This is a genomic window from Paraburkholderia solitsugae, assembly GCF_013177695.1.
GTDB lineage: Bacteria > Pseudomonadota > Gammaproteobacteria > Burkholderiales > Burkholderiaceae > Paraburkholderia > Paraburkholderia solitsugae.
In genome coordinates this window covers 21,779-46,195 of the sequence record NZ_WOEY01000016.1, presented here as the reverse complement: position 1 = coordinate 46,195, position 24,417 = coordinate 21,779, and the positions used below count along the sequence as shown (strand labels likewise).

Annotated in this window: 23 protein-coding genes and 1 pseudogene; 5 read left to right on the top strand and 19 right to left on the bottom strand. The window is 60.4% G+C overall.

Annotated elements, in window-relative coordinates; genetic code table 11:
* Positions 1–2: 2 nt before the first annotated feature.
* From GNZ12_RS03980 to GNZ12_RS03965, 4 genes are all read right to left on the bottom strand, one after another.
* Positions 3–1,391: a cytochrome ubiquinol oxidase subunit I gene (locus GNZ12_RS03980; protein WP_172309116.1), complete on the bottom strand. Its 1,389-nt coding sequence runs from the start codon at positions 1,389–1,391 to the stop codon at positions 3–5.
* A gap of 265 nt (positions 1,392–1,656) precedes the next feature.
* Complete coding sequence (locus tag GNZ12_RS03975) at positions 1,657–3,939, bottom strand: FdhF/YdeP family oxidoreductase (protein ID WP_172309115.1); 2,283 nt, start codon at positions 3,937–3,939, stop codon at positions 1,657–1,659.
* A 244-nt stretch (positions 3,940–4,183) separates the two neighbouring features.
* Complete coding sequence (locus GNZ12_RS03970; RefSeq protein ID WP_172309114.1) at positions 4,184–6,976, bottom strand: ATP-dependent Clp protease ATP-binding subunit; 2,793 nt, start codon at positions 6,974–6,976, stop codon at positions 4,184–4,186.
* Between the two features lie 419 nt (positions 6,977–7,395).
* Complete coding sequence (locus tag GNZ12_RS03965; RefSeq protein WP_172309113.1) at positions 7,396–7,776, bottom strand: TraR/DksA family transcriptional regulator; 381 nt, start codon at positions 7,774–7,776, stop codon at positions 7,396–7,398.
* Positions 7,777–8,031: 255 nt separating this feature from the next.
* Here GNZ12_RS03965 and GNZ12_RS03960 point away from each other — a divergent pair.
* Positions 8,032–8,457: pseudogene (locus GNZ12_RS03960) on the top strand (TOBE domain-containing protein).
* A gap of 63 nt (positions 8,458–8,520) precedes the next feature.
* On the opposite strand, the gene GNZ12_RS03955 reads toward GNZ12_RS03960, so the two are convergent.
* Both GNZ12_RS03955 and GNZ12_RS03950 read right to left on the bottom strand, forming a co-directional pair.
* Positions 8,521–8,718: a hypothetical protein gene (locus tag GNZ12_RS03955; RefSeq protein WP_172309112.1), complete on the bottom strand. Its 198-nt coding sequence runs from the start codon at positions 8,716–8,718 to the stop codon at positions 8,521–8,523.
* 29 nt (positions 8,719–8,747) lie between these two features.
* Positions 8,748–8,999 (bottom strand): hypothetical protein, encoded by a 252-nt coding sequence (locus tag GNZ12_RS03950; RefSeq protein WP_172309111.1) that lies wholly within the window; start codon positions 8,997–8,999, stop codon positions 8,748–8,750.
* 227 nt (positions 9,000–9,226) lie between these two features.
* Between GNZ12_RS03950 and GNZ12_RS03945 the strand changes: the two genes are divergently transcribed.
* Positions 9,227–9,565 (top strand): DUF6566 family protein, encoded by a 339-nt coding sequence (locus tag GNZ12_RS03945; protein WP_235993586.1) that lies wholly within the window; start codon positions 9,227–9,229, stop codon positions 9,563–9,565.
* A gap of 105 nt (positions 9,566–9,670) precedes the next feature.
* Here GNZ12_RS03945 and GNZ12_RS03940 read toward each other — a convergent pair whose 3' ends face one another.
* The 7 genes from GNZ12_RS03940 to rhaM form a co-directional block, all read right to left on the bottom strand.
* Complete coding sequence (locus tag GNZ12_RS03940; RefSeq protein WP_172309110.1) at positions 9,671–10,027, bottom strand: host attachment protein; 357 nt, start codon at positions 10,025–10,027, stop codon at positions 9,671–9,673.
* Positions 10,028–10,403: 376 nt separating this feature from the next.
* Positions 10,404–11,411 carry a rhamnose ABC transporter substrate-binding protein gene (gene rhaS / locus GNZ12_RS03935; RefSeq protein ID WP_172309109.1) on the bottom strand — a complete coding sequence of 336 codons (1,008 nt, stop codon included), beginning with the start codon at positions 11,409–11,411 and terminating at the stop codon, positions 10,404–10,406.
* Positions 11,412–11,505: 94 nt separating this feature from the next.
* A complete protein-coding gene (locus GNZ12_RS03930; RefSeq protein ID WP_172309108.1) occupies positions 11,506–12,522 on the bottom strand; it encodes an ABC transporter permease in 1,017 nt (338 codons plus the stop codon).
* Positions 12,515–13,573, bottom strand: a complete 1,059-nt coding sequence (locus GNZ12_RS03925) for an ABC transporter permease (protein WP_172309107.1) — start codon at positions 13,571–13,573, stop codon at positions 12,515–12,517. Before GNZ12_RS03925 ends, GNZ12_RS03930 begins: the two co-directional genes overlap by 8 nt.
* Positions 13,570–15,099, bottom strand: a complete 1,530-nt coding sequence (locus tag GNZ12_RS03920) for a sugar ABC transporter ATP-binding protein (protein WP_172309106.1) — start codon at positions 15,097–15,099, stop codon at positions 13,570–13,572. The genes GNZ12_RS03925 and GNZ12_RS03920 overlap by 4 nt, the downstream gene beginning before the upstream one ends.
* 63 nt (positions 15,100–15,162) lie before the next feature.
* Complete coding sequence (locus GNZ12_RS03915) at positions 15,163–16,056, bottom strand: amidohydrolase family protein (protein WP_172309105.1); 894 nt, start codon at positions 16,054–16,056, stop codon at positions 15,163–15,165.
* A 41-nt stretch (positions 16,057–16,097) separates the two neighbouring features.
* Complete coding sequence (rhaM, locus tag GNZ12_RS03910; RefSeq protein ID WP_172309104.1) at positions 16,098–16,421, bottom strand: L-rhamnose mutarotase; 324 nt, start codon at positions 16,419–16,421, stop codon at positions 16,098–16,100.
* A 139-nt stretch (positions 16,422–16,560) separates the two neighbouring features.
* On the opposite strand from rhaM, the gene GNZ12_RS03905 reads away from it, so the two are divergent.
* A complete protein-coding gene (locus GNZ12_RS03905) occupies positions 16,561–17,559 on the top strand; it encodes a LysR family transcriptional regulator (protein WP_172309103.1) in 999 nt (332 codons plus the stop codon).
* Between the two features lie 15 nt (positions 17,560–17,574).
* On the opposite strand, the gene GNZ12_RS03900 is transcribed toward GNZ12_RS03905, so the two are convergent.
* From GNZ12_RS03900 to GNZ12_RS03880, 5 genes are all read right to left on the bottom strand, one after another.
* Positions 17,575–18,357, bottom strand: coding sequence for an SDR family NAD(P)-dependent oxidoreductase (locus GNZ12_RS03900; RefSeq protein ID WP_172309102.1), 783 nt, complete (start codon positions 18,355–18,357; stop codon positions 17,575–17,577).
* 86 nt (positions 18,358–18,443) lie between these two features.
* Positions 18,444–19,622, bottom strand: coding sequence for an L-rhamnonate dehydratase (rhmD, locus tag GNZ12_RS03895; RefSeq protein ID WP_172309101.1), 1,179 nt, complete (start codon positions 19,620–19,622; stop codon positions 18,444–18,446).
* 48 nt (positions 19,623–19,670) lie between these two features.
* On the bottom strand, positions 19,671–20,999 hold the full coding sequence (locus GNZ12_RS03890; protein WP_172309100.1) for an MFS transporter: 1,329 nt from the start codon (positions 20,997–20,999) through the stop codon (positions 19,671–19,673).
* A 93-nt stretch (positions 21,000–21,092) separates the two neighbouring features.
* The gene (locus GNZ12_RS03885; RefSeq protein WP_172309099.1) at positions 21,093–21,845 is read right to left on the bottom strand and encodes an SDR family NAD(P)-dependent oxidoreductase; all 753 of its coding nucleotides are present in this window, start codon (positions 21,843–21,845) and stop codon (positions 21,093–21,095) included.
* Between the two features lie 240 nt (positions 21,846–22,085).
* Entirely contained in the window at positions 22,086–22,796 is a 711-nt protein-coding gene (locus GNZ12_RS03880) for a lysophospholipid acyltransferase family protein (protein ID WP_172309098.1), read from the bottom strand.
* Positions 22,797–23,294: 498 nt separating this feature from the next.
* Here GNZ12_RS03880 and GNZ12_RS03875 point away from each other — a divergent pair, with 498 nt between their 5' ends.
* Together GNZ12_RS03875 and GNZ12_RS03870 are read left to right on the top strand one after the other, a co-directional pair.
* Positions 23,295–23,465 carry a hypothetical protein gene (locus tag GNZ12_RS03875; protein WP_172309097.1) on the top strand — a complete coding sequence of 57 codons (171 nt, stop codon included), beginning with the start codon at positions 23,295–23,297 and terminating at the stop codon, positions 23,463–23,465.
* A 73-nt stretch (positions 23,466–23,538) separates the two neighbouring features.
* A complete protein-coding gene (locus GNZ12_RS03870; protein ID WP_172309131.1) occupies positions 23,539–24,048 on the top strand; it encodes a hypothetical protein in 510 nt (169 codons plus the stop codon).
* Positions 24,049–24,059: 11 nt separating this feature from the next.
* Here the strand turns inward: GNZ12_RS03870 and GNZ12_RS03865 are convergent, their stop codons facing one another.
* The gene (locus GNZ12_RS03865; protein ID WP_235993585.1) at positions 24,060–24,395 is read right to left on the bottom strand and encodes a hypothetical protein; all 336 of its coding nucleotides are present in this window, start codon (positions 24,393–24,395) and stop codon (positions 24,060–24,062) included.
* Positions 24,396–24,417 lie beyond the last annotated feature (22 nt).

Below are 24,417 nucleotides of genomic sequence, written 5' to 3'. Positions count from 1 at the left end.
TGTCACTCTCCTTCCAGTGCGTCGAGCGGGCGATTAGTCAGCACCGGGTACCTGCGCGACTTGCCGCGGTCGATATGCTCCTCCGGTCCGCGCTTCATCATTTTCATCATGTAGTAGAACCCCATGCCGAACACCAGGAAATACACCAGTACGAAGATCAGCAATGAAACGCCGACTTGCTGCGAGCTGACCGGCGAAACGGAGTCCACTGTCCGGAGGACACCGTAGACGGTCCACGGTTGGCGGCCGACCTCCGTCGTGATCCACCCCGCCAATAGCGCCACAATTCCAGAAGGTCCCATGCACAGCACGAGGATCTGGTACCAGCGCGTCTCGTAGAGACGGCCGCACAGTCTGAGCAGCAAGCCGAGCAGCGCCGTGAATAGCATCAACATGCCCAGACCCGCCATGATCCGGAAGGTCCAGAATATGATCGGCGAGTACGGACGGTCCTGCGGCGGAAACTCCTTCAGCCCGCGGATCTCGCCGTCCCAGCTATGGGTCAGGATCAGGCTGCCCAGATGCGGTATCTGGATCGTGTAGCGCGTCACTTCCGCATTCATGTCAGGCAGGCCGACCAGATTGAGCGCCGTACCGCCTTTCTCGGTTTCCCACAGCCCTTCGATCGCAGCGATCTTGGCCGGTTGATATTCGCGCGTGTTGAGTCCGTGTGCATCGCCAACAAAAATCTGTATCGGCGCGAGGAAAAGCAGGATCCACAGTGCCATCGAAAAACTACGCGTGACCGGTTTGTCGCGCCGGCCCTGCAAGAGATGCCACGCGCCGCAGGCGGCGACGATGAAGCCCGCGACGATGAACGCCGCGATGGTCATATGCGCAAGGCGAAACGGGAACGACGGGTTGAAAATCACCTTCATCCAGTCGACCGGGACGATCTTGCCCTTCTCGATGGCGAATCCTTGCGGCGTCTGCATGAAGCTATTCGACGCGAGAATCCAGAACGTGGAAATGAGCGTGCCCACCGCCACCATGAGCGTGGCGAAGAAGTGTGCGCGGGGCCTGACGCGTTGCCAGCCGAACAGCATGACGCCGAGAAAACCGGCCTCGAGAAAGAACGCCGTCAGCACTTCATAAGTCAGCAGAGGCCCTGTGACGTTGCCGGCAACGCTGGAAAATCCACTCCAGTTGGTCCCGAACTCGTAGGCCATCACCACACCCGAGACCACGCCCATGCCGAAGCCGACCGCGAAGATCTTCGACCAGAACAGAAACATGTCCTTGTAGGCAACGTCGCCGGTCAGCAGCCAGCGCCATTCGAGCACAGCGAGGAAACTCGCCATGCCGATGCTGATCGCGGGAAAGATGATGTGAAACGAAACCGTGAACGCAAACTGCAACCTGGCGAGGTGGAATGCATCGAAGATTTCCATGATTGATCAATGGCTCCAGGTAATAACGGCAATTGCGTAAGAACGGGCGCCATGTGGCGACGGAACGGCTACGCGGCTCATCGAGTGCGATAACACAACGTCTACTGATAAATAGATTGAACGGGAATCGCACGCAGTTCAGGCAATGCGGATAGACGGCTCCCGCCGGATATCCCTGCCAAACCCGCGTTCGCGCCCGGTATCCTGCAAGTCGATCAACAGGACGCGAAGCACGTCCGGTTGATCGACCCGTCATCGCTTAAAGTCAGGCTTCTGCCGAGCGCACAACATGAACCGGAACCGACTTGTACGAAGGCGTGCCGCTCTCCTTGTCAATGAAGTCGAGTGGCACCAGCACGTTGGCTTCCGGATAGTAGGCCGCCACCGAACCCGGCGCGATGTTGTAAGCGATTGCCGTGATCTTCTTCAGGCGAAGCTGTCTGCCCGCTGAAATGGTTTCAATGTCGACCAGATCGCCATGTTCGAGTCCACGATCGGCAAGATCGTCTTCGTTCATAAACAGCACGTCACGCCGGCCGAATACGCCTCGGTAACGATCGTCGAGCGCGTAGATGGTGGTGTTGTACTGGTCGTGGCTGCGGATCGTGATGAGACGCAGCACATTTTCAGCGCCGAGGACGTCTGCGTCTTCCGTCACGCCACCGTACACCGAGAACATCGCTTTTCCTGAGGGTGTGGGCCACACGCGTTCGGTCGGGGGAAGCGGCATACGGAACCCACCCGGCACTCTGATTCGGTCATTGAATGCCTCGAATCCCGGTACGGTCTGCTCGATCAGGTCCCGAATCTTGTCGTAGTCGGCTACCAGGTCCGACCATGCCACCTTGCTGTTCGGCAAGGTGGCCGTTGCGATGCCGGCGACGATCGCCGGTTCGGACTTCAAGTGTTCGGACGCAGGCGTCAGCTTGCCCGACGAAGCGTGGACCATCGACATGGAATCCTCGACCGTAATGGCTTGCCGGCCGGTCGCCTGGATATCCAGTTCCGTGCGGCCCACAACCGGCAACACATACGTCTCTTTTGCCACGAGCAGGTGCGAACGATTGAGCTTGGTACCGAGATGGACGCTCAGATCGAGTTTGCCCATCGCGGGAAAGGACTGCTCGGAATCCGGTAACGCAACCGCAAAGTTTCCGCCGAGGCAAATCAGAGCCTTGGCCGTGCCGGCGATCATCGCCTGCATCGCCTGAACGGCGTCGTGCCCGTGCGCCGCCGGCGGCGTGAACCCGAACACATCTTCGATCTGCTTGAGGAAGGTGGCGGACGGTTTTTCGGTGATGCCGACCGTGCGGTTCCCCTGCACGTTGGAATGCCCGCGCAACGGACAGATGCCAGCGCCGGGTTTGCCGATATTGCCGCGCAATAACAGCAGATCAGCAATCAGACGGACATTGGCGGTGCCTTTGTTATGCTGGGTGACGCCCATTCCGTAAGTGACGATCGTTGCATTCGATTTTGCGTAGGCAACGGCAACTTCATCGAGATCTTCTCGGGTGAGTCCGCTGGCCTTTTCGATATCCTCCCATGACGTCGCTTCCAGATCGGCGGCAAACGCCTCGAAACCCTGGGTATGCGTCGCGATGAACTCGTGATCCAGGACGGTGTTGCCCTGCTCAGTGTCCATCTGCAGGAGCGATTTCATGATGCCCTTGAGTGCAGCCGCGTCTCCACCAGCGTCGAGCTGAAAATAGGTCGACGCGATCCGCGTCGATCCAAAGGTCGCCATTTCAATGACGCTCTGCGGATCGGCGAATCGCTCAAGCGCGCGCTCGCGAAGCGGATTGAACACGATGATCGGGACGTTGCGCCGCGAGCACTCGTGGAGTGTCCCCATCATCCGGGGGTGATTGGTCCCGGGATTGTGGCCAATCGAGAGGATGAGTTCGGTCTTATCGAAATCCTCCAGCGATACCGTGCCTTTGCCGATCCCGATCGACTGGGGCAAGCCCACGCTGGTCGGCTCGTGGCACATGTTCGAGCAATCAGGGAAATTGTTCGTCCCATACTCTCGTGCGAGCAATTGAAAGAGATAGGCGGCCTCGTTCGACGCCCTGCCCGACGTATAGAACTCGGCCTGGTCGGGCGAGGACAAGCCTCGCAGCACTTCGCCGATACGCGCGAATGCGTCCTCCCATTCAACCGCCCGGAACTTGTCCGTGGCGCGGTCGTAGACCAGGGGATGCGTCAGCCGGCCGAGATCCTCCAGTTCGAAATCTGTTCGTTGCAGCAGCGACGTTACCGTGTTGTTCTCGAAAAACTCCGGCGTCACCCGCTTGGTCGTCGCTTCCCATGTGACCGCTTTGGCGCCGTTTTCGCAGAACTGGAAGGTAGACTTGTGCTCCTTGTCCGGCCACGCGCAACCCGGACAATCAAAGCCGTCAGGCTGATTGGTCCGCATCAACGTAATCGGCGCCTCAATGCTTTCCATCTGGGTTCGGACAGCTTGTGCGGTCGCTTTAAGCGCGCCCCACCCTCCAGCGGGTGCGTCATACGGCCGGATTCCCGGAACTTCGCGTCGCGTGGTCATATGAGACTCCATGGCCTGCCTTAGGAGGCCTTAAGGCTTTATCGTGTGGGATTATGCCGTATCACGGCATAAGGCTTGGATACGAGTTCAGTCTAATTGGGTTAATACACCGTGAAAGGTACAGATCGACCGGCGGCGGGCGTGCACAGTTCAAGTACAGCGACACCGCCATCGGTCTCGACCAGGCTGGGCGCCGCACACCGTCGGCGATGACGCGGCGGCGCCTCCTGGCGTGTTGCAGACATCACTCCTTCGAGGCGGCGCTTTCAGTTGGCTCGGGGCTGCTGGCCTCTTTAGACGGCTTTTTCTTCGCGCGTCCGTTACTCCCCTTCCCGCTCGCCGCCTTAGGCGCAGGCGCTGCCTCGCTCTTGGTGAACTTCACTTCGCCGCTGTCCTTGTCATAACTGACGTCGACGGTGTCGCCCGACTTCAGGATGTCGCCGAGCATCTCCTTCGCAAGCCGCGTTTCCAGTTCCTGGCGAATCTGGCGCTTCAACTCGCGTGCACCGAACTCCGGCCGATAGCCGGCCTCGGCGAGGTGATCAATCACGGATTCGTCGATCTTGAGGGTAATGTCCTGCGCGGCAGCGGTGCGCACCACCCGTTCGAGCTGGATCTGCACGATCGAGCGGATGTTGTCGCGCGAGAGCCCATGGAAGACGATGATCTCGTCGATCCGGTTCAGGAATTCGGGCCGGAAGTGTCCCTTGAGCACGCCCATCAATTCCTCGCGGACCTCTTTTTCACCTTGGCGATCCGCTTCCGGTTTCTCGAGGTTGTCCATGATGATCGATGCGCCGAGATTGCTCGTCGCAATGATGATCGTGTTGCTGAAGTCCACGACCCGGCCCTTGCCGTCGGTCAGCCGCCCGTCGTCGAACACCTGTAGCAGCACGTTATACACGTCGGGGTGCGCCTTCTCGATCTCGTCAAGCAGGATCACGCAGTAAGGGCGCCGCCGGACGCGCTCGGTCAGTTGCCCACCCTCGTCATAACCGACGTAACCTGGAGGGGCGCCGATCAACCGTGCGACCGCGTGACGCTCCATGTACTCCGACATGTCGATACGAACGACCGCCTGCTCGTCGCCGAACACCGTTTCTGCCAGCGCCTTCGCGAGTTCGGTCTTGCCGACACCCGTCGGTCCGAGGAACAGGAACGTCGCGATAGGCCGGTTCGTCTGGCCGAGCCCCGCACGTGAGAGGCGCACGGCATCGCTCACGGCAATCACCGCGTCGTCCTGGCCGATCACGCGCTCGCGCAGCTTATTCTCCATCTCCAGAAGCTTCTTCCGCTCTTCCTGTGTGAGTTCCGTGACTGGAACGCCGGTGAGACGCGACACCACTTCGGCGATCGACTCCACGGTCACTTCGAGCGTTTCCGAGCCGGTCTTGCGCTGCCATGTCTCCATCTGTTCGTCGAGTTTCTCCTGCTTTTCGCCGATCCGTGCCTCGAAAGCTTTCGCCTCATCGAAGCGCTTGCGCGAAGACGCATAATCCTGCTCGCGCTTGAGCTGGGCGATCTCGGCTTCGAGCTCCAGGATGGCCGCAGGACGCGAGGTCGCGCCGATGCGCACGCGCGCCGCCGCCTGGTCAATCAGGTCAATGGCCTTGTCGGGCAAAAAGCGCGACGTAATGTAACGATCCGACAGTTCGGCGGCGGCGACAAACGCATCGTCGGCGAACGTCACCTGGTGGTGAGCCTCGAGCTTGTCGCGAAGGCCACGCAGGATAACGATGGTCTGCTCGACCGTCGGTTCCGGCACCAACACCGGCTGGAAGCGCCGCTCGAGCGCCGCATCTTTTTCGATGTACTTCTGATATTCGTTGAGGGTCGTCGCGCCGATCAGACTGAGCTCGCCACGGGCAAGCGCGGGCTTGAGCACGTTCGCGATATCGAGACCGCCTTCGCCCCCGCCTTGTCCCGCACCCACGATCGTGTGCAGTTCATCAATGAACAGGATCAGTTCGTCCTTCTTGGCCGTGACTTCATCGATCAGCTGCTTGGCACGCTCCTCGAATTCGCCGCGATACTTCGCACCGGCCACCATCGAGTTGATGTTCACCTCGACGAGCCGCTTGCCGCGCAGCACTTCAGGCACGTCGCCATTGATGATGCGCTGGGCCAGCCCTTCGACGATCGCGGTCTTGCCGACACCCGGCTCGCCGATCAGCACGGGATTGTTCTTCTTGCGCCGCGCGAGCACCTCGATCGTGCTCTCGATTTCCTGCGCACGACCCAGCACCGGGTCAAGCTTGCCCTCACGCGCCATGGCCGTGAGGTCGCGTCCGAACTTGTCAAGGTTGGGCGTGCCGGTTGGCGCGTCGACACGGCCGTCCTCCGCGCCTTTACCCACGACTTTCACGACCTTCTGACGCAACGCTTCCGGCGTCACGCCATATTTCTTCAGCAGTGTGCCCGCAATGCTGTCCGGCACGGCCGCAAGCCCGATCAGCAGATGCTCCGGGCCCACATAAGAGTGCCCCAGATCGCGCGACGCCTGGAACGCATATTGGAATGCCTTTTTCAAACGAGGCGAGACGGTCATCTTGTCGATCGGCGCGTCGGGATCGGCGGTTCCCTTTTGCGCATGCTGATCGATATATCCCTTGATGTCCTGCGGCGAGAGCTTGAGCTCCTTCAGCAGCGCCGCGCACACGTCGGCGTCCGCGAGCACGTACAGCAGGTGTTCAGAGTCGAGTTCGCTGCGGCCAAGCTCATGTGCCTTCTCAGCGGCGCGCTGCAGCAATTCGAGCGTCTGCTCACTGAAAGCATCGGTCGCATCGACCGATTCACGCGGCACCTCGGCGGCGAACCCAGCATCTTCGTCCTCGGCCCCATCCTCCATGCCGCCGAAGAAGCGCGACAGGCCGCCTCCCCCGAGCAGTGAATCGAATGGGTTGAGCATGCTTTGGTGCCGCATTAATTGCCGGTAGTCGTAGTCGCAGATCGACATGGATTTCCGCTCGCCGTTTTGCACAACGGTCACACGGGCGACAGCGGGACGGGCGTTACAGATTTCGCAGAGGGCGGGCATCGAGAGTCACCTTTTTCGGTTAAAACATGCGGCCAGTTCAAAGGTTATAGGACGCGTCCATGTGAATAGCGAACACTCCAGACCCGCCGTCCACGGTCCGTTTGTTTTGTTCAATAAGCGGAGAACCGTGATAGCGATGGCGCATCGAACGCGGCATGTTGTGAGGTTCTTGAATCCGTCCGTTTTCGACGAGCGCTGTCTGAAGAACGCGGATTGTTTACAACGCCGGTTTCAGTATGATTAGCATAACGAAGCCCTGAATCCGCACTTGGATTCTAAGAGTGGCTCGTGGATAAGGGAATATCGGTTTTTCCGATGATAGGCATTGGTGGCATATGCCCGAGGCGTCTCAGCCTGAAGATCTGATTCTTTGACATGCGTGCCGCCCAGCGATGTCGCGCACTGGGCGTTCTAAGCCATCATTTGCCGGCTTCGCGGCGACTCTGCTCTTCAACGGTCAGGATCGCCTCGGGGGTCGCTTCGAGCCGGGCTTTCGGTATCGGGTCACCACTTTCATCGGAGAGGCCGTAGGTACCCTCATCGATCTTCTGCAGCGCGCGCCCGATATCGCTGATGCGCTGGTCGTTCACGTCGTGCAGCGCCTGGTTGACCTCGTTCTGTGCCATGCCTTGCGCCGCGTCCTCGAACTCTTCGGCCTCATCGCCATGCTCCTCCTGGCTCGCCCGCTCGTCCGCGATCGTATTCTCCTCTCCGCCCAGGAGTTGCTGCCGCAATGCCATCAGACGCTTGCGCTGCAGCGCAATGAAATCGTCACTCAAATTGACTAGCTGCTCCGGCATGATTCTCTCCCTCTCTCCTCTCCATGGCCGACATGTGATTCGCGCCGCATGAAGATCATGCGACAGCGCGCTTTCATCCAGCCTAAGGCAAGGATAGTACTAATTTGAAGAGATCGAAGCGCTGTCTCGACCGATACAAGGCATCCCCAGTTGAGAGACTTGTGGATTCCCGAATCGGCACTACACTGATTTGCATCGTTCAGCCAACCCAACTTCCCGGCTGATTGGACCCTAACGTGTCCAGCGGAGATCGATATGCTCACCAGCGCTCGCAACCATTTCGTCGGGCAGATCGCCGAAATCAAAACCGGCGCCGTCAGTGACGAAATCACACTTCGAACGCGGGGCGGCCTGGATATCGTCGCCATCATCACACGCGGAAGCGCCACCTCGCTGGGCCTTGCCCGCGGCACTGAAGCATTTGCGCTAGTCAAAGCCTCATCGGTAATCCTGCTGGTCGATTTCGACAGCAGCAAAGTGTCAGCACGAAATTGCGTCGCGGGAACGGTTTCGTCAGTCACAAAAGCAACGGTTAACGCCGAAGTTTCGATCACCGCGCCGGGTGGCGCCTAGATTGTCGCCGTCGTCACCAACGATAGCGTTGAGCGCCTCGGGCTCGCTGCCGGAAAATCCGCCACCGCAATTTTCAAAGCCTCGAGCGTGATCGTCGGGGTTGAATGACCGTAGTGGATCGATGCGCGGCCGCTTCAGAACGGCGCGCACGGGTCGCCGTAGCATCACCCCTCACCCACCCAGCTCCTGAAATGCGTGGCCATTGGCCTCGAGCCCCTTCAGGATCTCGGGTGTCAGCTCGCTTTGCCACACGTGTCCATCGAATTGCCACTGACTTGTGTCAACGAGGTCGGGGAGGCCTGCACCCTTGCGCACGTAGAGCCCGAGTGTCGGTTTCTTCAGGTTGAGGTAGAAATCGAATTCCTGCATGGCAACACCTCATGCGAGAGTCGGCAGAATCAACTATCGTCGACGTTGTCCGCGTAGTGGTCGATAGCGACCTTACACTCGTCCACAACGACTTGAAGGAAAGCGGGTTCATTTCTTTCAACCCACCGTTCCACGTGGATAAAGCGTGCCGTTCCGAGATCGGCGATGCGCTCCGGATCTGAGGTGGTGACATCGACCGTGACGATCCCGCGGTTACCCTGCAGCGGTGCGATCGTTGAGGCGACCAGAAACCGCCGATATGAAAGTTCATTCTGTTCCATGAAACCTCCCCTCAACTGAAGAGTTTGCGACTCACCATTGCTTTGTAGTCGAAGTTTATGAGCAAGTCATGTCTATGTGAACGTGGGTTTCTCCGATGCTAGATATTGGTGAAATACGTCTACTGGTTTGTCATTTGACTTCAATATCCGCGCGCCGGACTGCCGGGGTTACGGCATGATGGCGCTTGGAGGGACGCACGCACGCTGTATGACGGGCGGATACACTCATGAACACTGCAAAGGAGAAAACAATGTCAACACGCACTGTTTCTTACGGCGAATTCGAGATCACCGTGCACCCCGAGCGCAACCCGCTCGGTGCCTGGATCGCCAGTGTGAGCGTGAGTCACGGCGCCCGAACAATCATCGATGTCCGCCCCAAAACCGTTCAACCCGAGTGGCTAACTGAAGAAGAAGCAGCGAGAGACGGGGTCGAATGGGGACGCCGGTTCATCGATCACGAGTTCAACACGCCGGAGGGTCGCTCCTGGGTTGCCGAGCGATCGCATGCGGAACGCTGGTTCCGTGATGCCGAAGAGTCGGGTGACTCGGAAACCAGCGCGTAAGTCGCGCATACGCCACGCATTGGTCACGCATAAGCCCTGCCAGGCCACGCTCTGTGGCAAGGTCGGTTCACTATGTGAATACACCATGGCACCCAAGGCAGCCGATCAGTGTCGCCGCAGGTGCGCCTCAATGTCCCGGGTATTGAGCGTCGACAGATCCTCGCTAATTTGCTCGAATATCATTCGACGGGTTTCCTCGCTGAGGTCGGCTTTGACCATGCCGAGAAATTTTGGCTCGATGGCGAGTCTCAGCCGATTGTAGAGTTGATGGAGCCGGCCTTTCTCCAGACAATCGGCAACGCGCTTGGCGAATTTCTCGCGGTCCTTCTCCGTTAGCATCGTGCCGGTGTATTCCGTGTTGATGAGGCTTTCTTTTTCTTGCAAGTCGAGTGTGAGTCCCGGCGTCTGGAAAAACCGCGCGCGGCCTCCGTCGGCCACAACAAGCCACGTCACTTCAGTCATCATGCACCTCTAAGCAGGGATTTATCTGCGTGTACAGCATCCGTTCTGACTGCTCGCCTTCATCCTCGTCGAAAACCTCGACCCTCGAATTCCGTTCACGATGACACACTGTCCGAACGGCTCCCGGTCAAGATAGCAGTTCGAGCCCACTACGCCCACGGTCGATTTGCCGATTCAAAGTATAGGTCTTAAAGTTCGCGACGAAGGCTCCAGCGGGCATCCGCGGGAGCCTTCCGCTTGATCGCCCGGCATGCATATCCCGTACCAAACCGAGTGCCCGATTGAGTACTACGGCTGCTAATCGCCTCATGCCGGACACCTTGCGCTACGGCGCCCGGCGCAGTGCCGCCCGTCCTGGCGGCACCCGGCTCGCTGGTTAGAAGTTGAAGTTATCGATATTGCTCGCATCGAAGGTGGTCGGCGGTCCGAGAATGATTTCGCCTTGCGGTCCAATCGTGCGCTTACCGAGCTTGCCTGCATCAAACGATTCGCCTTCCTTGCCGGCAATCGTCCCCGAGGACAGCGCCGCCGCTGCATAGGCCGCCAGGTATCCCAGCTGATTCGGATCCCAAAGCTGGAAAGCCTTGACCGTCCCGTTCTTCACGAACGCACGCATCTGGTTCGGTGTGCCCAGACCGGTCACCTGCACACGGCCCTTGCTCGACGACGACGAGATATAACGCGCCGCCGCTGCAATGCCAACCGTGGTCGGCGCAACGATCGCCTTCAGATTCGGATACGCCTGCAGCAAACCTTGCGTCTCGACGAACGACTTCTGGTCGTCATCGTTGCCGTACGCGATCTTCACGAGCTTGATCTTCGAGTACTCGGGCTTCTTCAACTCCTCCTGCATCCACTTGATCCACGTATTCTGATTGGTCGCGTTAGGTGTAGCCGACAGCACCGCGAACTCGCCCTCGCCGCCCATCAGTTTCGCCACCAGTTGAATCTGACCCCGGCCGATGCCTTCCGCATTCGCCTGATTGACGAACAATTGGCGTCCTTCAGGCGCGGTGTCCGAGTCGAAGGTCACGACCTTGATGCCTTGCGACATCGCTTTCTTAAGATACGGCACGACTGCGTTCGCGTCGTTGGCCGCGATCACGATGGCATCCTGCCGCTGCGTGATCAACGTGTTGATGTATTGCACTTGCGACGATGCGCCCGCATCCGACGGCCCCACCACCTTGCCCACGCCGTTGAATTCCTTGATCGCAGCCATGCCGCCGTCGTCGGCAATCACTTCATAGGGGTTGTTGATCTGCTTCGGCACGAAGGCAATTTTCAGACCGCTTTTCAAGCCCGCCGCGGACGCGGCACAACTGATCGCGACCCAAGCAATGCACAGCGCGGTCTTGCCGGTGTGACGTAGAGGATTGAACATGAGGCGTCTCCTGCTTTGTTGTTGGACGGAACGCTGTCCGGGTTGTCGGTATTGGGTATTGGGTATTTCTTCTGGAGCCGGTTATAAGAGAGCGTTATAAAGACGAAGCGGACTTCGCGATGAAACGCCGGTCACGCGCCGCACGCCAGCGGGCAACCAGATTGGGGATCAGCACCGATGCCAGCAGCAGCACGCCGGTGACGATCGTCAGCGTTTCGCTCGATACATCATCGAGCGTCAGCGCGTTTTTCAGCACACCGATAATCAGCAGCGACAGCAGGACGCCGAACATCGACCCGCGTCCACCGAAAATACTCACGCCACCGAACAGCACCGCCGCGATCACCGACAATTCGAACCCTTCGCCGTTATCGCCGCGTGCGCTGGTGAACCGCAGCGTATAGACGACGCCGGCCAGCGCGCTCATCGCGCCGGACAGCACGAATAGACGCAGCCTGATCTTCGCCACTTCGATACCGGAGAAAGCCGCGGCGATCGGATTCGCACCGATTGCGTAGAGGCTGCGCCCGAACGCCGTGGACTGCAGCAGCACGGTAAACAGCACCGCGCCGACGATCACGATCGCAAAGGGCAACGGAATGAAGGTCGAGCCGACTGTGTCCATGCCGAACGCCGTATAAGCCGCCGGAAAATCCGCGACCGCCTGATCGCCGAGCAGCACATACGCCAGGCCGCGAAACAACGCCAGCGTGCCGATGGTGACCGCGAGCGAAGGCAGATTGAGCTTCACGATCACGAGACCGTTCAGCAAGCCCGCCAGCGCACCGGCAATCAATACCAGCACGATGACAACCGGCATCGGCAAGCCCATGTGCCACAGCACGCCCATCAGCGCACTGGACGCACCCAGTACCGATGCCACCGAAAGATCGATTTCCGCGGCGACGATAATCAAGGTCATGGGCAGCGCCATCAATGCGATCTCGGTCAGATCGGCGAGGATGTTGCTGACATTCGCACCGGTTAGGAACATCGGCGACAACCACCGCCCGAGCCCGAGCGACAGAGCCAGCACGATGACCAGCAACACTTCCCATTGCAACGGCGTTTCGCGTTTGCGCGTGAGCAGCGCGGCATCGGGTTTAGCCATGATCGCGCTTCCTCATCATGCGTTTGGCGACGGAGCGGGCCAGCAAGGTGTCGGCGGCAATCGCGGCGACGATCAACGCGCCCTGGATCGCCTGCTCCCAGAATGGCGAGACGTGCAGCACGACGAGCGCGATGCTGATCACACCCAGCACGAGCGCGCCGAGCGTGGCGCCGAGAATGGTGCCCACACCGCCGGTAATCGCGACGCTGCCCACCACGGCGGCGGCAACGACCTGCAGTTCGATGCCCTTTGCGGTGCTTGCATCGACGGTGCCGAAGCGCGCCAGCCACAACGCGCCCGCGAAGCCGGCAATCGCGCCGGACAGCAGAAAGCCCGCCATCACACGACGTTCGACGTTCACGCCGGCAAGCCGTGCCGCCTCCGGATTCGAGCCGATGGCGTAGTGTTCGCGTCCACCGCGAAACTGCTTCAAATAGACAGCCAGCGCGGCCAGCACGACGATCGCGATCAGCGCGAGCGTCGGTATGCCGAAGAATGTGCCGGTAGCAAGCCGGGAGAACGCATCGGGCAAACTGGTCGCGTTGATCTGGCCGCCGTGTACCCACGCATAGTCCGCGCCGCGGAAGATGTAGAGCGTGGAGAGCGTCGCCACCAGCGACGGCACGCGCCCCACGGCAACGAGCAACGCGTTGATACCGCCCGCCACCAGACCGATCGCGAGTCCGGCCAGCAACGCGACGATCACCGGCATATGCGGAAACGCAACGTACACACTCCCGACCGCATACGCGCTGATGCCGACCGTCGACCCCACCGACAGATCGATATGCCGCATCAGGATCACCACCGTCATGCCGGCGGTCAGCAAGCTGATGATCGACACATTCAGCAGCACGTCGCGCAGATTCTGCAAATTCAGAAACTGCGGTTTCGCGAGCCCCGTGCCCACAATCAACAGGATCAGAACGACGAAGAGCGTCGTCTCGCGGCTCTTCGCGATACTGCCAATGAAGCCGCCCGGCGCGCTGCCGGTGCGCTTAGCGACCGGCGCCTGAACCGGCGCGGGATGGGTCGAAGAATGGCGCATCATGCGGCGTGCCCCAAAGGCGGAATCGGCTGACCGAGTGCGGCGCCCATGATGCGTTCTTCGTCAGCCTCGGCGCGCGCGATATCCGCGCTGATACGGCCCTCGTGCATGACCAGCACACGATCGGCCATGCCGAGCACTTCCGGCAATTCGCTCGAAATCATCAGCACGGCCATGCCGTCGCGCACCAGTTCCGCCAGCGCGCTATACACCTCGGCCTTAGCGCCGACGTCGATGCCGCGCGTGGGTTCGTCGATGATCAGGACTTTCGGATTGGTGGCGAGCCACTTGCCCAGTACGACCTTTTGCTGATTGCCGCCGGAAAGCGTGCCGACCGGCGCATTGGGATCCCCCGCCTTGAGGCGCAAACGCGTGCCCCACTGATTGGCCAACTGCGTTTCGCTGCGGGTGGAAATCAGGCCATGTTTGACGAGACGCCCGAGCACCGTCATCGAGGCATTGCGCGCGATGCTCAACTCCAGTGCCAGCCCTTGCTGGCGACGGTCCTCCGGTACCAGCGCGAGGCCGGCACGCACCGCGGCGGCCGGGCTGCCGGCGGCGAGACGCTGGCCGCCAAGCGAAATTTCGCCCGAGTCGAGAGGATCGATACCGAAGATCGCGCGGGCGACTTCACTGCGCCCCGCGCCGACGAGACCCGCCAGCGCGACGATCTCGCCGGCGCGGACGTCGAAGGAAATGTCCTTGAAAACGCCCACCCGCGTGAGTCCACGCACTGACAGGCGCACTTCGCCCGGTGGCCGGCCGGCTTTCGGATAGAACGTCTCCAGGTCACGCCCCACCATCTTCGCGACGATGGATTCGGTGGTGAGATCGGCGGTGAGCCCATCGAATACCTTTGCGCCGTCGCGCATGATCGTCACGCGTTGCGTCAGCGTGAACACTTCATCGAGGCGGTGCGTGATGAACAGAATCGCCACGTCGCGCTCGCGCAGCTTACGCACGATCGCAAAGAGCCGCTCTACTTCGGGCAGCGACAAGGCCGCGGTCGGCTCGTCCATGATCAGTACGTTCGCGTTCAGCGACAACGCCTTCGCAATTTCGATCACCTGCTGATCGGCAATCGACAAACCACGCACCAGTTGATCCGCGCGCAGATCGACCCCGAGCGAGGCCAGCAGGCCGTCCACCTCCCGGCGCATGACGTCGTACTGAATGCGGCCGATCCGGTCGACCGGCTGCCGTCCCATGAAGATGTTCTCCGCGATCGAGAGATCGAAGAACAGCGTCGGCTCCTGATAGATCACCGCGAGGCCCGCGTCGCGCGCTTCGGCAGGCGTCGCGAAGCGACGCGCCACGCCGTCGACCCGCAGCTCGCCGGTCTCCGGCTGATGCACGCCCGCAAGAATCTTCACGACGGTCGATTTGCCCGCGCCATTCTCGCCGAGCAGCGCATGCACTTCACCCGGCCACAACGCGAGATCGCCGTCGGATAACGCACGGACCCGGCCGAATGATTTGCTCGCGCGCCGTAGTTCGAGCCTGGGCACAGCGGATGGGGATTGCGGCACGACTTGTCTCCTCCTTCTTCGCTTTCGGGAATGCTTCAGATGCGGTACGGCGGATGCGGTAGGTCAGATACGATAAAAGCGCTCCGCGTTACGGCAAAACAGCGCTTCTTTCTCAGCAACGCTCGCACCATCGACGATCGACGCGTACGCGCGCCACAAATCCTGGTAAGAGCCGAACAGGCGATCGACTGGAAAGTTCGACGCGAACATCGCACGCTCGACGCCGAACGCATCGATTGTTTCGAGCACATAAGGCCGCAGGCTTTCGACGGTCCACTGGTGATCGAACATCGCGAGTCCGCTGATCTTTACCGCGACGTTCCTGCAACCCGCGAGCGTCCGCATACCGTCACGCCACGCGCTATAGCCGGCGACGCTGCCGCGGTCCACGAACATGCCCGCATGGTTGATGATAAAAATCGTATCGGCATGCGCGCGTGCCAGCGCAGCCGCCTCTTCCATCTGCGACGGATACAGTTGCAGATCGAACGACATGTCGTAACGGCGCAGCAAGGCAAAATGTTCACGCCACTGCGGCTCGCGCATGAAATGACGGCTGACGTAATCGAACAGCTTGTTCTCGTGCACGTTCAGGATCTGCCTGATGCCACGCGTATTGGCGAACGACGCGTGTGCTTCAAGGATTTCCGGTGCGTTCGCCGCGGACAGATCCACCGCAGCGACAATCGCATCCGGCATGCCGCGAGACGCCGGCCAATCCGCAATGGACTGCAACCAGCGGGTTTCCTCGACCGGATCGGCGGGATCGTGATTCGCTTCCACGTGCACCAGTTTCAGCACCTCGATATCGCCCGCCTCGCCGAGCAGATCATCGAGCAGATAGTCATGCTTCAAGTCGCGCGCGTCACCCACGAACGACACGCCCGGGTTTTCCAGCCACGGATAGCGATGCGTCTTCAGATCCCACAGATGGATATGCGAATCGACAACCTGCATGCAACACCCTCCGCCCTTTAGGTCGGGCACAGTCAGCTACATTAGCTAAGCGAATTCAGATGAAAGACCGGTTCGAGCGGTTGCTGGAGCGGCGTATGGTCAGGGGCCGTCTGCATGATGTCGGCCATGTAATCCCACCATTTGCGCATCACGTCGAGTTGCGGCAGCGCATTCATGGTGTGATTTGTGGTGCGCGTCAGAATGGCGAAAAGATGGTCCGAACCCGCGTCGAAGAAAATCCGATAGTCGTGCACACCGGCGTTGTGCAATGCATCAACCAGCTCGGGCCAGATTTGCGCATGACGTCGTTCGTATTCCTCGCGCATGCCGGGGTTGAGCACCATCCGGAAAGCGATTGTTTCCATTGCGGCCTGTCTCCCGTCGTATCCGGGCGCTTTCCCTGAGAAGCGTAGAAGCGTCTGATACGACTATAATTCCTGCGTCGATAGCATCTCAATCCGTTGTTTGGATTGGGCGATCCACAAACCGAATCGCACCGGAACCATGAGCCAACACTCAGCTGCCATCGCACTCGTCAATCGGCTCAAGTTCAAGCACCTCGCGCTGCTCGTCGCGCTCGACGACGCGCGCAATCTCCATCAAGCCGCCGAGGCGATCAATGTCGCGCAACCCAGCGCGAGCCGCATGCTCGGCGACATCGAGGAAGCGTTCGGTTTCCTGCTGTTCGAACGCAACGCGCGCGGCATGACGCCCACGCCGCTCGGCGTGGTCACGCTGGCGTATGCGCGGCGCGCACTCGCCGAGTTGACCCGTTTTGCCGAGGACCTCGACGTCAAGCGCCGAGGCGGACATGGACAGTTGACTGTCGGCGCCATCATGGGCGCCGCGCCCGATCTGCTGGCCATGGCGGTCGCCGCGCTGAAAACCGAAAGCCCTTTGCTGAACGTGCGCATTCTTGGCGAAACCAGCGACCAGGTCGTGCAATTGCTGCATCGCCGCGAAGTCGATCTGGCGCTTGGACGCCTGACCAGTCCGTTGCAACACAACGATTTCAGTTTCGAGCCACTCGCACGCGAGACCTTGCTGCTGGTCGTGCGTTCGGTGCATCCGCTGGCGCAGCGCTCGCGCATCACATTGCGGGAGCTGATCGACTGGCCGTGGGTCGCGCAACCGATTACCAGTCCGGCGCGCGTGCTGTTCGAAGAGGAACTCGCGCGCGCGGGCCTTGCGACGCCCGTCAACCTGACCGAGTGCGCGTCGATCTTTGCCACGCTGCAACTGCTCGAGAACTACGACGCCGTGGCCATGCTGCCCGAGTCGGTCGTGCGCGATCATGTGCGCGGCAAGCTGCTGGTCGCGCTGCCGCTCGAAATCGGCAAGAGCCTCGCCGGTTTCGGCATTCTCACGCGCAAGGAAGAAGCCCTCGCCGAACCGGCGCTGCGCTTTATCGATTTGCTGCGCGGCTTCTCGCGCAAGCTCGCACGCGACGATTCCGCCTCCGCTGTGACCGCGCCTGTGATCGTCTCCGCACCGGTTCATTGACGTCGGCATCGCGCGCTACTGCAGGTTGACGAACAAGCCGCCGTCTACCAGCAGCGCGGCGCCTGTGACATAGCGCGCGCGGTCGGATGCAAGGAATACCACGCAATCGGCGACGTCCTCCGGACGGCCCAATCTGCCCAGCGGAATACGCTTTTCGAAGTAGGCTTTCTTCGCTTCGTCGGCGAGATCTTCCGCGTTCAGGTCAGTCGCGATCGTGCCGGGCATGACCGAATTGCAGCGAATGCCGTATGGCCCCAACGCCACCGCGCATGACTGCATCAACGAATGCACACCCGCTTTGGTCGGCGTGTAGTGCGTTTGCATGCCGCCGCCTACGAGGGCGCTGATCGAACTCGTCGCCACGATCGCGCCGCCCGTGCCCTGCGCTTTCATCTGCTGCGCGGCCGCTTGCGTGACGTAGAACGCACCGTTCAGATTGACTGCGACCGTCGACTCCAATACTTCGGGCGGCATGTCGAGAAAAGCGTGAAACGGGCAGATGCCGGCATTGCTCGCGAGCACGTCGACTTTGCCGAAGGCTTCGACCGTGCGGCGAACGAGTTCCTGACCGGTTTCGCGCACGGCTACATTGCCTTCGATCGCGATTACGCGCCGCCCTAACGCTTCGATTTCGCCGACCACTTCCGCGACGGCCGAACGGCGGCCATACGATGCGTCGTTATCGCCCCAGTAGTTGATCGCCACATCCGCGCCTTCGGTAGCGCACGCAACCGCTATCGCGCGGCCGATGCCACGCGAACCGCCGGTGACGATCACGACCTTGTCCTTGAGCAGCACGTCATTCTCCTGTTGGCTGGATTAATACTGTGTCTTGCGGGTTGAACCCGAGTTAAACCCGGCCTCGAGCCACCTTCAACGCGCCTTCAACGCGGATAAGGCCGCACCAGCGCGCATTCCGGATTGAGCCGCACGCCGAACCCCGGTGTGTCTGGCACCTTCATGCGTCCATTCACGGGGACCGGTTCATCAAGCAGCAGCGGCGTAAACATCGGCACCACTTCATCCGCTTTCGGCGCCATCATCAGAAATTCGGCGAACGATGAGTTGTGCCGCGTGACGACGAAGTGATAGCTATACACTGACGAACCGTGTGGCACCACCATCACATTGTGGGCGTCGGCGAGCGCGGAGATCTTGATGAGTTCGGTAATGCCGCCGCACCAGCCCACATCCGGCTGAATCAGATCGCAGCACTGCATCTCCAGCAGCATGCGAAACCCCCAACGCGTCGCTTCATGCTCGCCGGTCGACACCATCATGCCGCGCGGCACGTTACGCCGCAGTTCGGCGTAACCCCAGTAGTCGTCCGGTGGCAGGCACTCTTCGATCCATTTCAGACCGTATTCGTGCGCCGCCTGCGCGAGCCGCGTTGCATACGGTACGTCGAGGCTCATCCAGCAGTCGTACATCAACCAGAAGTCGTCGCCGACACGGCTGCGCATCTCCGCGAGCTTGTCCAGATTCTTCCTGAGACCTGCTTCGCCTTCAGCAGGACCATGCTGCAACGGCATTTTGCCGCCGATGAAACCCATCTCCTTCGCGAGGTCCGGACGCGCACCAGTCGCGTAAAACACGAGTTCGTCACGCACCGGGCCACCCAATAGTTGGTACACCGGCTCCTTGCGGACTTTCGCGAGCAGATCCCACAACGCAAGATCGACGCCCGAGATCGTATTCAGCACCACGCCTTTGCGGCCGTAGTACAGCGTCGAAAAATACATCTGATCCCACATCTTCTCGATGTCGGTGACGAGCTGGCCTTCGAGAAAACGCGCGAGATGTTTCTCAACGATGAACGCGCCGATTTCGCCGCCCGTCGTCACTGCAAAACCGACCGTGCCGTCACTCGCTTCGATCTCGACCACCAACGTGCCGAGCACATTGATGCCGAACGACTGGCGGCTCTGGCGATACTCCGGATACCGCGCCATCGGCGTGGAAACATGATCGTCGATCCAGTGTCCGTCGGGTTGATCGTGATAGTCCGCACCACCACCGCGGACGATGAAGGCACGCACGTGCCGGATAGTAGGCATGGCCATGAAATGGGCTCCGTTGTTGGTTCGTCGAACGTGCAGCCAGGAATGCGCCTAGCGGCCACGGTGCAGTAAGTGCTGGAAAGACCCAGGTGAATGTGCGCCGTCACGACGCAATAGCGTGCCGATCATGAGCGCCGCCAGCAGACTCGACACGCCCAATACGATCAGCCCTGCCGAGGTCGACGAAAACGCCCGTTCCGCCGCGGTGCGAAGGCTCGGTGCAATAAATCCGCCGAGGCCGCCAAGCGAATTGATCAGCGCAATTCCGCCCGCAGCCGCGGCGCCAGTGAGGTAGCGCGTCGGGAATGTCCAGAACAGCGGTTGCGCCGCGATGAAGCCGCTGGCCGCGCAGCACAGTGCGATCAAACCGATCGACGGGTTATGCGCGAGGCCCGAAGCGCCGATACCGAGGCCTGCGAGCACCAGCAGCGCGACCGCCCAACGCCGGTGTCCCCCTGTGCGATCCGCACGACGCGGCACATACCACGTGACCGCCAGCGCACACAGCCATGGCAGCGCGCCGACGAGGCCCACGCGCAAGCCGACCGTCGTGCCGAGCAAAGCGGCCACTTGCTGCGGCAAATAGAAGATCACGCCGTAGACACTCATCTGAATCAGCAGATAGATCGCCGACAGCAGCAATACGCGGCGGTCCACCAGCGCAGCGAGAATGTGACGTGGCCCATGCGCCGATGCGGCGAGCGCATCGTCGTCGAGCGCGCTGCGCAAGGTGGTGCGCTCTTGCGCGTCGAGCCAACGGGCATCTTCAGGGCGGTTGTCGAGATACCAGAACGCCCATACGCCAACCAACGAGGCCAACGTTCCCTCGATCAGAAACAGCCACTGCCAGCCGGCCAAACCCATTGCACCATGCAATTCGAGCAAGGAACCCGATAACGGACTGCCGAAGATGAACGCCAGCGGCGCACCGAAATAAAACATGCCTACCGCACGCGCCCGCGCCGCTTGCGGAAACCAATGAGTCAGGTAATAGATCACGCCCGGGAAGAAACCCGCTTCGGCGACGCCGAGCAGAAAACGCAATGCGTAGAAAGCAGTCGGCGTATGCGCAAGACACATCGCCGCGGAGACGATCCCCCACGTCACCATGATCCGGCACATCCACGCACGCGCACCGACCTTATGCAGCAGAAGATTGCTCGGTACTTCGAACAATGCATAGCCGATGAAGAACACGCCCGCACCGAAGGCAAAAGCCGCGTTGGACAATCCCGTATCGTGCTGCAAGGCCTTCTGCGCGAAGCCGATATTGGCTCGATCGAGAAACGCCAGCACATACATCAACAGCAGAAACGGCAACAGCCGGCGCATGACCTTGCTGTTTATCGCCTCCAGTGAAGCGGGCGAATGCGAATTCATGTCGTCTCCTTCGCAGAGCATGCGGGTCGCGCTCTGCGGTTTTTGCCTTTTGCACAGCTACTACTGCTACGGCCCAGGTGACGCTGTCATGACTCAGTAAGTGGCGCGGCCGCCGGACAGATCGAATACCGAGCCGGTGCTGAACGCGCAGTCTTCGGAGGAGAGCCAGAGGATCAGCGACGCCGCTTCTTCCGGCAACAGGAACCGGTTCATTGGAATCTTCGAGAGCATGTAGTCGATATGCTCCTGCGACATCGAATCGAAGATCTCCGTTTTGGCTGCTGCGGGCGTGACGGCATTGACGAGGATGTTCTTCGTCGCAAGTTCTTTGCCGAGGGATTTGGTCAAGCCGATGAGCCCGGCTTTGGAGGCGCTGTAGTGCGAGGCGTTCGGATTGCCCTCTTTGCCGGCCACCGAGGCGATATTGACGATCCGGCCGTAGCCCCGCTCGAGCATGTGCGGCACGACCGCGCGGCAGGTCAGATACGGGCCGATCAGATTCACGTCGATCACACGGCGCCAGACTTCGGGGTCCAGCTCCCACGTCGTGCCATTGCCACCGGTGATGCCGGCGCAGTTGATCAGCACGTCGATTGCGCCATGGGCAGCGATGGTTTGTGCCACCGCCTGAGCAACCGAGGCTTCCTGGGTGAGTTCGACCGTGACGGCCGTTACCTTGCCCAGTTCGCTGAGCTCGCGCTCGCTGCGCGCGAGGCGCTCGGCGTCGATGTCCCATAAGGCGACCGACGCGCCCGAGTTCAGCGCCCGCTGAGCCACCGCGTAGCCAATGCCGCGCGCGCCGCCGGTGATGGCGACAACACGCCCCTCCAGATCGATTCGATTCATCGCTGTGCTCCTGTGACAGGCCCGAGGGGCTTGTCTTTCAGTTGTTGTATTTCTGCTGTCCGTGCTGGCGCTGCTTTCGTTCAGCAAATATACGAGCGGTGCGATGCGCTAACAATCCGTGTATTGGAGAGGGCGATAACAAAAGCGGATCGGTGGGTGTGGCGGAATCAGACCCCGTGGCGACCGGCTTACGTGGCCGGTACCCAAACCATTCGCGGGATTCATCCGGTTTTACGCGTTTCAAAGTCGCGGCAGTTCATCTTTCATCCAGTCGTGGACGGCTCGACTCAGTTCCTGCTGCGACAGGTCCTGAGGAGAGAATGCCGGGCCGACAACCACGCGAATTTGTCCACGGCCGCTTGGCCAGCCCTTCGCCGGCCAGACTTTGCCGGCGTTGAGAACCACAGGAACAGCAGGTACGCCAGTCGCGCAAGCCAAGCGAACGCCCCCAGATGTCATCCTCAACGGGGCATCGTGTGGCACCCGGGTCCCCTCCGGGAAAATGACAACGACATCTCCCTTCGCCAGCCTCTCAGCGCTTTCCTGCGTCACAGCCTGATGAGCCTGACGAGCGGAGCCGCGATTCAGGCTCACCATATCGAGGCCACGCAGCACCCATCCAAAAAAAGGAATGCGAAGAAGCTCTTCCTTGAAAACAAAACTGATGCGCCGTGGAAAAAGTGCAAGAAATGCGAGTGTCTCCCAGGTCGATTCGTGACGGCACAGTAGTATCGCGGGCCCTGCAGGAATATGTTCAAGCCCTTCTACCGAACATGAGACGCCCGGCAGCCAGCGCATCACAGCCACCAGGGCACGACACCATTGTTTTGCCAACCAGTATCGTCCAGCCCTGCCGACGAAAGGAAACAGAAGCAGTATGGCCATTGAATACAGCGTCCCGCTACCAAGAACGTAGACAATGAACAGCCATTTAGTGAAAGTCGAGCGCATCGGGGCCTGATTCAGATTGGTTTGCGGCGGAACATTTCGCCGTTGACAGGTGAGACTATGCGGTGAGCGATGCGTGTGTTACCGGCAACGCCAGCATCGGCAGCTACCGGTTCCGCAGAGTCGACAAGCGCGTCGGATGGAACGCAGCAACGAAGGCGACGGTTGACGCTGGTTGGGAGCGCGCTACCATTGGATACCGACGAGCAGTCCGTGTCGATGGACACCGCGACATTGCGAATCAAAGACGAACGGGGGATTTTACAAGGACCAATGGCGATCAACGCGCGGCACACAGAGGGAAACCGCCTTCCCTCTGTGCGAAAATCGCCACCCCTACGGGTCCGCCACCCGCGAGGTCGGCGAGCGTGACGTGAATGATACTAGAGGATTCTTTCAGACGCGCGGTATGCGAAATCGCTGCCGCTGGTCCGATAACCCGCATGCCGCGCCAGGATGCAACTGAAGCATCGAGCGGCTAGCGTTATTTCGGAGGTTGCCATGACGAACCATCCAAAGGAACGGACGTCCGATGAGGGTCGCAAAGACGGCGAAGACAAGCGCGCGGACGATGCTCCGGACGCGGACGCTGGCTCGCCGGACCCGGACAGCCCTGCCCCAATCCTGAAGTCAGAGGACGACGAGCTATTCGATGAAGACGCACCCGAATAGTGGCAATGAAACCTGACGTTCAACCGAATGCAAACCCTCTCCAACCCAGTACGCAATGAACGAACATACCGCAATGGACGACCGATTTGACAGGCGAGAATTACTGCTTCATCTCGGGGACATGCTCGAAGCTTTGAGCTGTTTAGCCAGGAAAAGCAGGCCAACCGCGTTGGTGGCGCACCTTATGCAGGAAGAGGATTCATTGCAGCGCTTCGAGTTCCTCCGGGCGCTGGCGCCAAAAATGACGGTGACCGAGCTTACCCAATGCATCGCCGGCGCATTCTTCCCGTGGCCCAGGGCGCTGCTTGAGGCGGAGCTCAACCGGGACGCGCTGGCGTCAAGCGTTCAGCACAAGCTTTTTGACGGCAACCCTGACGGCTGGAAAGCGTATGTCACCCACGTCCAAAGGACAGTGAAGTGGTTCGGGATCGGGCTTCCGGGGATGAATGCGGACGCGTTGGCAGAACCGGCTCGCGATGCCGCAAAGGATGCAGCGCCGGTCGTGGCCACGCTGCCCGCCAGGTCGGACGAACCCATCGAGAAGAAGGGTTGGCCTTGGCCAGAGCCAAAGTCGACGTCCTGACGCACGGCTAGTCAGGAACGCAGCACGCCGATCAGGCGTCCCAGTTCAGCGGGTCGGGTATATGACCGATACAGTTCTCCAACCGTGCCGAATGCCAAGGCTGGCTTCAGAGTCGCACCGGGAAGTGCTTCTGTAATCCAGACAAAGGCATTCATTTCGCGCTGGGCAGCATGCACCGCTGCAGTGAGTACGGTGAGGGCTCGTTCCGGAGAATGCCCACCAAGGTCGGCGAAGCAGCTCTCGAATGGATGCTTCGTTGCACTTTCGACGTGTAACACTGACTTTCGAACGCCCAAATCAACCTCCTGCTCGGATTGCGCCTCCTGTATATCAACTGATTGTGACAATGCAACACATGACGAGGCGAAC